11 protein-coding genes and 1 pseudogene are annotated in these 12,211 nt (G+C 70.6%); 11 read left to right on the forward strand and 1 reads right to left on the reverse strand.

Translation table 11 applies throughout. The features are described from left to right. Window positions 1-1,155 carry a cystathionine gamma-synthase gene (locus ACFY3C_RS27940; protein ID WP_386579211.1) on the reverse strand — a complete coding sequence of 385 codons (1,155 nt, stop codon included), beginning with the start codon at window positions 1,153-1,155 and terminating at the stop codon, window positions 1-3. 119 nt (window positions 1,156-1,274) lie between these two features. Between ACFY3C_RS27940 and ACFY3C_RS27945 the strand changes: the two genes are divergently transcribed. The 11 genes and pseudogenes from ACFY3C_RS27945 (at window position 1,275) to ACFY3C_RS27995 (ending at window position 11,757) form a co-directional block, all read left to right on the forward strand. Further along, entirely contained in the window at window positions 1,275-2,393 is a 1,119-nt protein-coding gene (locus ACFY3C_RS27945) for a hypothetical protein (protein ID WP_390772674.1), read from the forward strand. A gap of 193 nt (window positions 2,394-2,586) precedes the next feature. Beyond that, entirely contained in the window at window positions 2,587-4,227 is a 1,641-nt protein-coding gene (locus tag ACFY3C_RS27950; protein WP_390772675.1) for a M48 family metallopeptidase, read from the forward strand. An 87-nt stretch (window positions 4,228-4,314) separates the two neighbouring features. After that, window positions 4,315-5,406 carry a hypothetical protein gene (locus tag ACFY3C_RS27955; RefSeq protein WP_390772676.1) on the forward strand — a complete coding sequence of 364 codons (1,092 nt, stop codon included), beginning with the start codon at window positions 4,315-4,317 and terminating at the stop codon, window positions 5,404-5,406. A 273-nt stretch (window positions 5,407-5,679) separates the two neighbouring features. Beyond that, a pseudogene (gene msrA / locus ACFY3C_RS27960) lies at window positions 5,680-6,150 on the forward strand (peptide-methionine (S)-S-oxide reductase MsrA); the annotation flags it as partial. Window positions 6,151-6,159: 9 nt separating this feature from the next. Further along, window positions 6,160-6,822: a hypothetical protein gene (locus ACFY3C_RS27965; protein ID WP_390772677.1), complete on the forward strand. Its 663-nt coding sequence runs from the start codon at window positions 6,160-6,162 to the stop codon at window positions 6,820-6,822. A 167-nt stretch (window positions 6,823-6,989) separates the two neighbouring features. Next, on the forward strand, window positions 6,990-7,613 hold the full coding sequence (locus ACFY3C_RS27970) for a DUF6230 family protein (protein ID WP_390772678.1): 624 nt from the start codon (window positions 6,990-6,992) through the stop codon (window positions 7,611-7,613). 17 nt (window positions 7,614-7,630) lie between these two features. After that, complete coding sequence (locus ACFY3C_RS27975; protein ID WP_386579200.1) at window positions 7,631-8,110, forward strand: DUF6114 domain-containing protein; 480 nt, start codon at window positions 7,631-7,633, stop codon at window positions 8,108-8,110. A 102-nt stretch (window positions 8,111-8,212) separates the two neighbouring features. After that, window positions 8,213-9,490, forward strand: coding sequence for an ATP-binding protein (locus ACFY3C_RS27980; protein ID WP_390772679.1), 1,278 nt, complete (start codon window positions 8,213-8,215; stop codon window positions 9,488-9,490). Between the two features lie 529 nt (window positions 9,491-10,019). After that, window positions 10,020-11,201 (forward strand): helix-turn-helix domain-containing protein, encoded by a 1,182-nt coding sequence (locus tag ACFY3C_RS27985; protein ID WP_390772680.1) that lies wholly within the window; start codon window positions 10,020-10,022, stop codon window positions 11,199-11,201. 78 nt (window positions 11,202-11,279) lie between these two features. Then, on the forward strand, window positions 11,280-11,525 hold the full coding sequence (locus ACFY3C_RS27990; RefSeq protein WP_390772681.1) for a hypothetical protein: 246 nt from the start codon (window positions 11,280-11,282) through the stop codon (window positions 11,523-11,525). 10 nt (window positions 11,526-11,535) lie between these two features. Further along, complete coding sequence (locus tag ACFY3C_RS27995) at window positions 11,536-11,757, forward strand: hypothetical protein (protein WP_390772682.1); 222 nt, start codon at window positions 11,536-11,538, stop codon at window positions 11,755-11,757. Window positions 11,758-12,211: the final 454 nt, after the last annotated feature.

Consider the following 12,211-nt stretch of genomic DNA (forward strand, 5'->3'; position numbering starts at 1 on the left):
CTAGCCGAGAGCCTGCTGCAGGTCCTCCAGCAGGTCGTCGACGTTCTCGATGCCCACGGACAGGCGCACCAGGTCGGCGGGGACCTCCAGCGCGGAGCCGGCCGCGGAGGCGTGCGTCATCCGGCCCGGGTGCTCGATGAGCGACTCGACACCGCCGAGCGACTCGCCGAGCGTGAACACCTTGGCGCGGTTGCACACCTCGACGGCGGCCTCCTCGCCGCCGTCGACCTGGAAGGACACCATGCCGCCGAACGCCTTCATCTGCTTGGCGGCGACCTCGTGGCCGGCGTGCTCGGGCAGACCCGGGTACAGGACGCGGGTCACGCGCGGGTGCCGGGTCAGCATGTCGGCGATCCGCGTGGCGTTCGCGCTGTGCCGGTCCATGCGCACCGCGAGGGTCTTGGTGCCGCGCAGCACCAGCCAGGAGTCGAAGGGGCCGGCGACGGCGCCCATCGCGTTCTGGTGGTAGGCCAGCTCCTCGCCCAGCGCCTGGTCGGAGACGATCAGCGCACCGCCGACCACGTCCGAGTGGCCGCCCATGTACTTGGTGAGGGAGTGCACGACGACGTCCGCCCCGAGCGACAGCGGCTGCTGGAGGTAGGGCGTGGCGAAGGTGTTGTCGACGACGAGCTTGGCACCGGCGTCGTGGGCGATCTGGGCGACGGTGGCGATGTCGGTGATGCCGAGCAGCGGGTTGGAGGGGGTCTCCACCCACACGGCCTTGGTCTTCGGGGTGATGGCGGCCCGCACGGAGGCCGGGTCGCTGGTGTCGGCGACGGACCACTCCACGCCCCACCGGCTGACGACCTTGGCGAAGAGGCGGAAGGTGCCGCCGTAGGCGTCGTTCGGGATCACGACGTGGTCGCCGGGGCTGAGCAGCGTGCGCAGCAGGGTGTCCTCGGCCGCCAGGCCGGACGCGAACGCGAGGCCACGGCGGCCGCCCTCCAGCGCGGCGAGGTTCTCCTCCAGGGCGGTCCTGGTCGGGTTGGCGCTACGGCTGTACTCGTAGCCGCCGCGCAGGCCGCCGACGCCGTCCTGCTTGTAGGTCGAGACCTGGTAGATCGGCGGGACGACCGCGCCGGTGAGGGGATCCGCGGTGTTGCCCGCGTGGATCGCGAGAGTCTCGAAGTGCTGACTGATGTGCCTGTCGCTCATGTCCACCGAGCGTAGTGCGCCCGACCGGATGCCGGCGTCCGCACGCGGGCATCGAGGTTTTCCACAGGCCCGGCGGGCGGGGTTGGCCAATTGTCGGCGGCGTCTGGTTCGCTGGAGTCATGTCGATTCTCTGGCTGCTCATGGCGCTGGTCCTGCTGAGCTTCGTGCTGCTCCCGATCATCCGGCGCAGGCGCGGGGCCATCGGGCTGGTGCCCCCGGGCCACCCGGACGCCGCCGACCCGGCGACCTACGGCTTCGTGCGCGAGGAGGAGCTGGACGTCCGGATGCCCGGCCCCGACCAGGACCTGCTGGACGTCCTGGAGCTGGTGCAGCGCACGCAGGACTACCGCGCCGCGGCCCAGCTGCTGGCCGGCACCGAGGCCGAGGGCGAGGCGCGCTGGCAGCGGGTGCAGGCCTTCGCCGGTGCGGCGGCGCTGGAGCTGAAGCAGCGGCCGGGCGGGGTGCACGAGACGCCGGGCGGGCAGTGGCTCAGGGTGTGGCGGGCCGAGCAGCCCAAGGACGCGGGCGGCGCGGCGGTGCACGCCGAGTTCCTGGTGCAGCAGGCGTGGCGGACGTCGACGCCGGGCGCGGACGACTTCCGCATCATCATGGAGGAGGCCAGGCAGGCCTGCGCGCAGGCGGCGCTGCTGGCCCCCGGCGACCCGGTGCCGTACATCGTCGAGCTGTCCGTCGCCCGTGGCCTCGCCTATCCGCAGCCCGAGTTCGAGAAGCTGTGGCTGAACATCCTGGACCGCGCGCCGAACCACATGGGCGCGCATCTGGCCGCGCTGCACTACTGGTGCGAGAAGTGGCATGGCTCGCGCGAGTTGGCGTACGCGTTCGCCGAGGCCGCGGCGGCCCGCGCACCCGAGGGCTCGCTGCTCGCCGCGCTGCCGCTGTTCGCGGTCTTCGAGCACCTCCCCGAGGTGAACCTGGTCGCGAGCTTCTACCAGAGCGAGGTCGTCACCAAGGCGATGCACGGCGCGCTGCACGCGGTGCACGCGGCCGACCCCGACGACCCGATGGTCGCGCACGTCCGCCATCTGCTGCTCTTCTTCCTGGTCCGCGCCGAGCGCTGGGCGGAGGCCATGGACCAGCTGATACACGTCGACGGCCATGTGGGCGCGCTGCCCTGGACGCTGTCCGCCGACCCGGCCGCCGCGTTCGCCGTCTACCGCGCGCTGGCGGTGGCGGGCTACGAGGCGGGCGGCGGCAGCCCGGCGACCCTGCCCGGCTGATCCGCCGGGTCTTGGATCAAGTGGATTGCCCTGCTGACCTGCGGTAGGGCATACTCCGCATGCTCCGAGTTTGCTCTTGCTTTGCTTTGAGTCGGCTCCGGGTCTGCTCCGAGTCCCCCCACACTCACCGGCAGCACCGCGGCGCGGTGTTTGCCATGTCCATGTCTCTGGGTCCTGTGGGGGGATCTGCCCGATGGGCGCAACTCTGCGCGCACTGCGCGCCCTGGTCCTGCTGTTCGGCTTCTATCTGCTCAGCCTGCTGCTGCTCGCGGTGCTCGTAGGTGTCGACGTCGCCGCCTTCGGCTGGGGGCTGCACGGCCTGGCCGCCATCAAGCTCTTCATCGTCACCGCGGTGCTCGCCGTCCCCGTCGTACGCGGCATGTTCATGCTGCGCACGCCCCGGGGCGAGGAGCCGGCCGGCATCCCGGTCACCGAGGCCGACGAGCCCCGGCTGTGGGCGCTGGTCCGTGACCTCGCGGCGGCGACCGGCACCCGCGCCCCCGACCGGATCCTGCTCACCGCCGACGTCAACGCGGCCGTCAGCGAGGAGTCCCGGCTGCTCGGCCTGCTCCCCGGCCCGCGCCGCCTCTACCTCGGCGTACCACTGCTGACCGGTCTGACCGAGGCGCAGCTGCGCGGCGTACTCGCCCACGAGTACGGCCACTTCACCGGCGGCGACACCCGGCTGTCCGCGCTCGTGGTGCGCGGCCGGGTGCAGATCGCCCGGGTCATCGGGCAGTTCCACGCCAAGGCCGACGGCAAGGTGGCCGCCGAGCGCGCCCGCCAGGAGCAGGCCTCCGCCAAGCGGGTCGCCAAGGGCAAGAAGGCGAAGCAGATCGACACCGCCGGGGCCGGGGCGACGTACCGGACGATGGCGAAGATCTACACCGCCTACGGCAAGCTCTACCTGCGCGCCTCCCTGTCCACGGCCCGCGCCCAGGAGTACGCGGCCGACCTGGCCGCCGCCCGGATCGCCGGGCGCGACGCGACCGCCTCGGCGCTGCGCCAGATCCCCGCCCTGGCCGCCTCCCACGAGTTCTACCTCGACTCCTACGCCACCCTGGGCCTGCCGGTACGGCTGCTGCCGCCGCACGGCGAGTTCTTCGGCGGCTTCGGCCGGCTGCTGACCGCCCGCGATCAGGAGCTGGCGGAGCTGCGGGCCGACCTGCCGACCGAGCCCGCCTCGCCGTACGACTCCCATCCGCCGATCGCCGAGCGGGTGCGCCGGATCGAGGCACTGCCCGCCGACGGGCGTGGCGAGGAGACCGAGGGCACGGCCCTCGCCCTGCTCACCGACCCGCGGCGCACCCTGGCCGCGCTGGAGGACGCCGTCCTGACGGACGAGGTGCTCGCCTTCGGACGCACCGCCGAGTGGCAGGAGCTGCTGGAGGCCTCCATGGCCAAGGGCATGTCCTCCGCGCGCACCCCGCTGCAAGGGGCGCTCGCCGACTACACCGGGCAGCCGGCGACGCTGTCCGCGCTGCTGGAGGTCATCGACGACGGCCGGCTGTGGCGGGTGGCGGAGCGGCTGCCGCTGTCCGAGGAGGCGTCCGCGGCGAAGGGCCGGGCCTTCCGCGAGTTCGTACGGCCCCGGCTGCGCAACTCGCTGCGGACGATGGTGCTGGCCGAGTTCAGCGCCCGTTCGCTGCTGCACTGGGAGTTCTCCTGGTCCCACGCGGCCACCGTCCGGCTGCCCGGCTGGACGTCGGAGAACACACCGGGCGACGGCCCCGAGGCCGCACTCGACGCGGCGGTGGACGCGGCGCTCGCCGACCACCCCGACACCGCACCGCTGCGGGCACTGCTGCCACCGATGGCGCCCCAGCCCGCGTGAGCGGCAGCCCCTCCGCGCCGTAACCGCCCCTCCGGCCGACGCCGCCCCCTCGCCACTCCCCCTCGAAGAAACGGACCGCGCCCTCCCATGACCGTGCTGCTCTGGATCCTGGCCGTTCTGGCCGTCCCCACGCTGATCTTCGTGGTGTGGATCGCCGGGGTCTTCCTCAAGGAGTTCTTCAACCCGAGCCCCGACGACGGCGCCGAGGCCGCGCAGGCCGCCGAGAAGCTCGGTCTGCTGCCCGCCGAACGGCAGAACATGGACCACCCCGCCCCGCTGCCCGCCGACTGGGCCGCCACCCTCGACGCGGTGCGCCGCGGTGACTGGGAGCCCGCCGCCGAGGCGCTGCGCACCATCGGCCGGGACTGGGAGCGCCGTTCGACGCTCATCAACCACGTGGCCACGCTCGCGGCCAAGGACGACGAGTGGCTGCTGGCCTGGGAGGCCGCGCGCCCCGAGGACCCGGACGCGGCCGTGGTCCGGGCACAGAGCACGGTGTACCTCGCCTGGGAGCTGCGGGGTGCGCAGCGGGCCAAGTACACGACGCAGGAGCAGGCCCAGGGCTTCCACCGGACGCTGGTGAGCGCACGCGAGGAGATCGCGCGGGCGGCCGCCCTCAACCCCGACGACCCCTCGCCGTACATCGCGGAGATCTGGGTGGCGCTCGGCCTCGGGTACCCGAACGCCGAGATGGACAAGCTCTGGGCGGAGATCAAGACCCGTGCCCCGCACCACTTCGGGGCCCACTTCTCGGCTCTCCAGTACTGGTGCGCGAAGTGGCGGGGTTCGCAGCAGCTGGCGTTCGACTTCGCCGAGCGCGCGGCCGCCGAGGCGCCGCTGGGCAGCCTGCTGACAGCGCTGCCGCTCATCGCGCACTTCGAGCACGACGAGTCGACCGACACCGCGGCCGACAACACGCCCGAGATGGTGGCCAGGGTGGACGCGGGCCTCGCGGACGCGGCGGCCGCCGACCCCAGCCACCCGGGCCTGGCACAGCTGCGTCACCTGCTGGCGTTCTACCTCCACCTCCAGGACCGGCACGAGGCGGCACTGGAGCAGTTCAAGCTGGTCGACGGCTATGTGGAATCGCTGCCGTGGAGCTACCGGGGCGACGGCGCGGCGGCGTACTACTGCCAGGTCCGCAACGACACCGTGCAGGCGGTGACGGCGGAGGCCTGACCGGAATGCGGCGGAGGCACGGGCCGTTGGACCACGTGCCAGGCCGGCCTCCGCCTTCCAGACCGACAGGGAGACCTGATGCTCTTCGGCCGCTCACCCCAGCTGCCCACCCCCGAGCAGGCGCTCAAGGGCCGTGACCTGCCCGCCTTCGCGGTCCCCGAGCGCCACACCGTCCTCGGCACCCCGCTCCTCGGCCCCTACCCCGAGGGCCTGGAGATCGCCGACTTCGGCCTGGGCTGCTTCTGGGGCGCGGAACGCAAGTTCTGGCAGCTTCCCGCGGGTGTGTGGACCACCCTGGTCGGCTACCAGGGCGGCTACACCGAGCACCCCACGTACGAGGAGGTCTGCTCGGGCCTGACCGGCCACACGGAGGTCGTCCGCGTGGTCCACGACCCCGAGCTGATCTCCTACGACCGTCTCCTGAAGACCTTCTGGGAGTCCCACGACCCGACCCAGGGCTTCCGCCAGGGCAACGACGTGGGCACCCAGTACCGCTCGGCGATCTACACCCACACCCCGGCCCAGGCGGCCACGGCCAAGGCCTCCCGCGCCTCCTACCAGAACCGCCTGACCTACTCCGGCCACGGCACGATCACCACGGAGATCCTCCCCGCGCAGGGCCGCACCTTCTACCCGGCCGAGGCCTATCACCAGCAGTACCTGGACAAGAACCCGGCAGGCTACTGCGGCTTGGGCGGGACGGGCGTGTCCTGCCCGATCGGCGTGGCCGAGGCCGAGGGCTGACATCACCGGGTGTCATTCAGAACCTACGCACGCCGGGTGCGCGACGAGCAGGTGCCACTCGCCCGACGGCACACCTCCCTCAGGTGTGCCGTCGGGCACTACTGTCCGCTGGGCTTCAACGCGACCTGGGCCTATCTCGCCGCGACGGCGTGCCCTTCCCCCGATCTCCGCAGAGACCCCGCGGCCCTGCTGCGTGCGCTGGAGACTCTGGAAGCCAGTCGCACGGTCTGGCTCGCCGAAGTCGAGTCGTTCGCCGTCCGACGCCACGCGGAGAAGGCGGCCGGCCGACGGACCCCAGGCCGCATCACCACGCAGCTGTCAGGGTTTCGATGGCCCGGCGAGACGGCCCCCTCTCGCCTGGGACTCGTCGCCGCCGTCGCGAACCGCCACACGGCGTTCCGGCGTTTTCCCTTCCCGGACGAGAGCCTCCTGCGCGACAGCCAGGTACCGCGGCTGGCCGGCCTGCATGCCTGCCTCGACAGCTGTGCCGCCTCGTACCTGACGAACCTCGGCCGCGTGGACGCCGCGACGCGGGAAGCCCTGGCCGAGGCGATCAGCGCGATCGAGAGCCTTCTCCGTCCGGGCTGGGCACCCCTGAACGGTCATCTGCTCGTGTGGCTGCGCTTCGCGCGCCTCGTCGCATACGCCGCAGCGGTGCCGCTCGGCTCGTGAGCACCGCATCGCCCGGAGGGCCGAGCACCCTGTGCGTCACCCGTACGGCGGCCCTGACGTGCAGCCGATTGGCACAACCGGAAGCCTAGGATCCGTCACTGGGTGGCGAGGAAAACATCCGTTCAGTCCAGGTAGAGGCGGCTCGCGCCATGACCGAAGGAGACAGGATGTCGCCCCGCGTCGGCAAAACCAATTGGCGGCGCTTTGCGGCATTCCTGGTACCCAGCGTCGCAGCCTGCGCGGCCCTCGGCATCGCCATGGGACAGGGCGCACTGGCCGCGTCGTTCCTCATTTCCGGCAAGGAGTTCCAGGTCACCGCGGACACGCTGACCGCTCGCGGGTTCAGCGTGTACGGCATGGTGGACGTGACCAGGAAGGGCGAGCATGTGCCGGTGCTGGTCACCGGATCCCGGCACACGACGATCACCGAGCTGTGCCAGTCCGTACTGATCGAGATCCCGGTGCTGGGCGTGCAGACGTTCAAGCTCACCGGCGGAAGCGAACGACCGGTCGAAGCATCGAACCTGTTCCTCGACACGACGTCCCAGTCGGCCGGGCAGGCGAATTTCAAGGGCCTCGATCAAGGAATCGCGACGGGGGAGATCTTCAAGGGTCCGATCAATCCGGGCGACAGGAACTCGCCCTACTTCGACCCCAACGGCTTCGGGCAGCAGGCCACGTCGGTCTCCCTGACCGACGTGCGCCTGACCGCGGTCGCGCTCTCTGCCGGTACGTTCAACATCCCCGGCCTGCGCGTCCATCTCGCACACGGCCGTCACGAATGCTTCTGAGTCCTGGGCGGGCACACATGATCACCAACCTCCTGGGCAGACGCCACCGACTGCGCGTCACCGCAGCGCGTGCCCGGCACGGATTCAGAACCTGGCGTGGCGAACGTCCCTTCTGGGCGGGGCTCTTCACCTCGGCGGCGGGACTGCCCATCCTTTACTGGCCGTACGCGCATCTGGACCCGGTCGGAATTCCGCTGGCCATGTCGACCACGTCCGGTGCCGGAGCCCTGGTCATCGGAGTCCTGCTCATCACCCTGGGGATCACCCTCTGGTACCAGCCGCACCTCCGCGTGTTCTGCGGGATCGCCACTCTCCTGCTCACCCTCATCTCCTTCCCCGTCGCGAACCTCGGCGGCCTCTTCCTCGGACTGATCAGCGGTCTGATCGGCGGCTCCCTGGCCTGCTCCTGGACTCCCGGCGCCGCCGAACCCCCGACGGCGCCGACAGACCGCGCCTCCACGGACGTTCCGCCGGAAGAGAGTCGACGCGGCACCTGACCACGCCCATCGGCCCCCGGGCTGCCCTGCCTCCGAGCGCGCTCGTGCGGCCGCCGTGCCTGGCTGGGACAATGGGGCTCTCCCGCAGGGTGAGGGGTGGCCATGCCCGCTTGGCATCTGCGCGACTATCACGACGACGATCTCGACCAGGCCATTCAGATCTGGGACCAGAGCCGCCGGGGCGGCGAGGACCGGGTGTTTCCCGTATCCGAGGTCATGGCTGCGGCCAAGGGCGGTCAGACGGCGGTCGTCGCAGTGGTCGGGGACGAACTCGTGGGCATGGCCGTGGCCCAGGCGCACGGCAAGCGAGGGTGGATCCTCCTGGTGGCCCTCGCCTCCCGATGGCGCGAGCGCGGTATCGGGAGTGCGCTCCTCACCGAGCTGGAGCGACGCCTGCGAGCACTGGGCGCGCGCCACATCAGCGCACTCCTGCCCGCCGGTGCCGCCGGGACGAAGGCCCTGGAGAACTCCGGCTACCGGTTCCGCGACGACCTGACCTACTACGAGAAGCTCGAACCCCCCGGAACCGCCAACGCCGACGTTCTCGCGGCGTTGGGCGGTCGCATGCTGCCCGAGGGGCTCTGGGACGCCATGGCCGGCATGGAGCGCGAGAAGCAGGTGGTCGAACGCCGTGTCGTGCTCCCGCTGACGGAGCCTGCGCTGGCCGACCGTTACGGTGTCGCCCCGCCCAAGGCGATCGTCCTGTTCGGCCCTCCTGGCACCGGGAAGACCAGCTTTGCCAAAGCGGTCGCCTCGCGGCTCGGCTGGCCGTTCGTGGAGCTGTTTCCGTCCCGGCTCGCGGCCGACACGAGCGAGGGGCTGGCCGCGGCGCTCCGGGAGGCCTTCGCGGATCTGGCGGAACTGGACTCGGTGCTGCTCTTCATCGACGAGGTCGAGGAGATCGCCGGCGTGCGGTCCGGGAAAGCGGTCGACCCGGGGCACGGGGTGACCAACGAGCTGCTCAAACTGATCCCTGGCTTCCGCGAGCACGACGCGCGGCTGCTGGCCTGCGCCACCAATTCCGTGCGTTCGCTCGATCCGGCCTTCCTGAGGCCGGGCCGGTTCGACTACGTCATCCCCATCGGCCCGCCTGACCCGACCGCCCGCGCGGCGATCTGGACCCGCTATCTCAGGACCACCGGCGATTCGGTGGACCTCACCCGACTGGTCGAGGCCAGCGAACTGTTCACCCCCGCCGACATCGAGTTCGCCGCCCGTAAGGGCGCGCAGGCGGCGTTCGAGCGTGAGGTCACGGAGCGCAAGGGCCGACCGGCCGGCACCGACGACTACATGGCCGCCATCGCCGACACCCGGCCGACGCTCACCGCGCAGGCGATCAAGGAGTTCACCGAGGACATCGAGAAGTACAGCCGCCTCTGAGACCCCGCCCCCGGCCGTCGGGCCGAGCCGGACGAGCCGACCGGAAGGAACATGACGGAAGGGCTTGAACCCCCACATCTCCTCGTGGACATCCACCGATGCCCGGGGCCTACGACCTCGACGGCTCCTTCTGGAACCACGCCACCTTCCTGAACGGCTACCTCAAGGCAGCAGACGCACACCACTCACCGGCTTCCGCGAGTGACTCACCGAGGAACTCGGCCACGGCAGCAGTCTCATCTGGGGAGCACTGGTTCTCCAACTCGCGCTGCCGGCGATCGACGCCTCGCGCTTCCGGTCACTGACCGCAGACGAAGACGTCACCGCCGTGACCGCCCTCTTCAAGCTCCTCACGCAGTTCATCTCACGCCCGGCAGGCGCCGTGACAACCGAGTAGGTCAACCGAGCGCTGCCACCAGCAGTGTCTTTCGGACGCCAAAAACCCGGGCGGATACTGCGGGCTGGGCGGAGCGGACGTCAGGTATGGGAAGCCTGCGCGGACGCCCGATCGCCGCCGTACGCTCGAATCATGAGTGCCAGCATTGGCAAGCGGCTTCAGGAAGTACGCAAGCGGCGCGGTATGACTCAACGTCAGCTGGCGAGCGAGTCCGGTGTGACTCTGCCCTTGATCCGGAAGCTGGAGCAAGGGGAGCGGGCTGAAACACGCCTGGAGACTGCCCGCCAACTGGCGCAAGCCCTGCGGGTGCCCACGACGAACCTCATCGGGGACCATGAGGACGAGCCGGAGGCGGCGCCTGGCGCTGTTGATCGTTGGGAAGCTGTCCGGCTTGCGCTCGTGGCTCCCGTGCGGGCGGATGGCGTCGCGGACGAGCCGACAGTAGACGGTGTGCGGGACGCCATGGAATCGGCCCTGCCGCTCTTCTCCGGTGATCGTTTCGCAGAACTGAGCGTGATCCTCCCGCCCTTGCTACGGGACGCTGATCTCGTCGCCGAGAGTGGGCTGGAAGGCCGGGCCGTGCGGGTCCGGCTCTCCCAGCTGACGGGCTGGCTGCTGACCCAGACGCGGCAGTTCGAAGCTGCTGACATCGCACTGTCCCGGTCGCTGGAGGATTCCTCCGATCGGCTTCAGGCGGCAGCGACAGTGAGCACGCAGTGCTGGCTCTTGCTGCGGCGTGGTCGGCTGGCTGAGGCGCGGGAGTTGGCGACCCGGTGGGCTGATGAGGTAGAGCCGCGCATCTCGCGTGCAAAGCCTGCGGAACTGAGCGCGTGGGGCTGGCTGTTGCTGCGGACCTCCGCCGCCGCGATCCGCGACAACCGTGCCGGAGAGGCCGAGGACGCCTTGCGCTACGCCAACTCGGCAGCGGTCGCGATGGGCAGGGAGTTCGCTCCGCGTGACGACTTCTTACAGGCGTTCGGGCCAGTCACGGTGGCTTTGAAGCGGGCCGAGAACGCCTTGATCGTTGACAAGCCCGACCTGGTGCTCAAGCTCTCGGCGCGCATCCCTACCGGCGGCATGCGGCCCACCTCCAACAACCGCAACCGTCATCTCCTCGACGTGGCGGAGGCGCATGCCCGGTCGCGTGACTACGCGAAGACGGTCGAGGTCTTGCAGCGGATTCGTGCGGACGCTCCGCAGTGGCTGCCGAATCAGCGGTACGCACGGGACATCTTCGGCCAGGTGGTCGCGCGTCGGCGGACCCTCACGCCAGAAATGCAAAACCTTGCCGCCGCGATCGGAGTGCCCTTGTGACCCTGTGTGGCACTTCCGGCCGACACCTCACCGAAGTGCCATTGAGGAGTGTTCGCGCCGCTACGTAGCGTCATTGTTATGGCGACTCAAGGTAGTAGAAGAGCAGAGACGGCCGTCCCTGAGCGCGGAGAGCTGGTCTACGACCCGGCGAAGCGCAAGGTCGGGGAGTACCAGGACATGGCCGGTCCGTACGCCATGCTGCGCCCCGTGAGCGGCGGCTGTGAGTGGGAGGCAGACCCGGCACAGATCCGTGCGGCCACCCTCTCTGAGCGGCTGAGCGCGGGCGTGAAAGCGGCCAACGCGCGGACAGAGCGAGGGCTGTGAGCTGCGCTCGGTGATCCGTCACGAGACGTGGACGCTCACGCCCGACCGCGAGCCGGACGCAGAGCCGACCACGTACGCGATGGAGTGTTCGGTGTGCGGTCAGTCCTCGAACGGCAGTGAGGACTTCGCGGACGGGCAGAGCTGGGTACTGGAGCACTGCGGCCGGAACCAGTCGCACCACACCTTCCGGGAGATCATCACCCGACCATGGCGCACCTGGCGGCACTCGTGATGCGCCGCGCCGTGGGCTGGTTAGCCCGCTTCACAGGCCCATTGATGATCACCACGGTGTCGGGCTCGTGCGGCTTCGTACTGGGCGTCGCCGCCGCGTGCGGTCCGTAGCGCTCTACGGGCCCCAGGGAGTCAGGGGCACGCATGCGTGCACGGCCAGGGCAAACGCAGTGGGGTAGCCGGGCGAGGATCCGCCCGCGGCGGCCGGTGCGGCAGCACCGTTCCGCAGAGGCACCGTCCGGCTCGCCAACGCTCTGCGCGACCATGGTGGCCCACGCCCACCCTGTGCGCCGCCAGCCGGCCTCGGACAGTGCCGGGGCGTTTCACGACGAACCAGCCTGAGTCCGTCCCGACCGGCACACGGCATCCACGATCACCGTCTACCAGGTGTACTCCCCCGAGTACCGCTCTGGCTGGGCCACGAGTGCCGGGCAGGAGACCTTTCTTGCCGTCGA

Source organism: Streptomyces sp. NPDC001410, from assembly GCF_042895235.1.
Lineage (GTDB): Bacteria > Actinomycetota > Actinomycetes > Streptomycetales > Streptomycetaceae > Streptomyces.

What these genes read in the sequence shown, in the direction of transcription:
- ACFY3C_RS27940 (WP_386579211.1), bottom strand. Translation starts at nt 1,155, where the DNA reads ATGAGCGACAGGCACATCAGTCAGCACTTCGAGACTCTCGCGATCCAC.
- ACFY3C_RS27945 (WP_390772674.1), top strand. Translation starts at nt 1,275, where the DNA reads ATGTCGATTCTCTGGCTGCTCATGGCGCTGGTCCTGCTGAGCTTCGTG.
- ACFY3C_RS27950 (WP_390772675.1), top strand. Translation starts at nt 2,587, where the DNA reads ATGGGCGCAACTCTGCGCGCACTGCGCGCCCTGGTCCTGCTGTTCGGC.
- ACFY3C_RS27955 (WP_390772676.1), top strand. Translation starts at nt 4,315, where the DNA reads ATGACCGTGCTGCTCTGGATCCTGGCCGTTCTGGCCGTCCCCACGCTG.
- ACFY3C_RS27970 (WP_390772678.1), top strand. Translation starts at nt 6,990, where the DNA reads ATGTCGCCCCGCGTCGGCAAAACCAATTGGCGGCGCTTTGCGGCATTC.
- ACFY3C_RS27975 (WP_386579200.1), top strand. Translation starts at nt 7,631, where the DNA reads ATGATCACCAACCTCCTGGGCAGACGCCACCGACTGCGCGTCACCGCA.
- ACFY3C_RS27980 (WP_390772679.1), top strand. Translation starts at nt 8,213, where the DNA reads ATGCCCGCTTGGCATCTGCGCGACTATCACGACGACGATCTCGACCAG.
- ACFY3C_RS27985 (WP_390772680.1), top strand. Translation starts at nt 10,020, where the DNA reads ATGAGTGCCAGCATTGGCAAGCGGCTTCAGGAAGTACGCAAGCGGCGC.
- ACFY3C_RS27990 (WP_390772681.1), top strand. Translation starts at nt 11,280, where the DNA reads ATGGCGACTCAAGGTAGTAGAAGAGCAGAGACGGCCGTCCCTGAGCGC.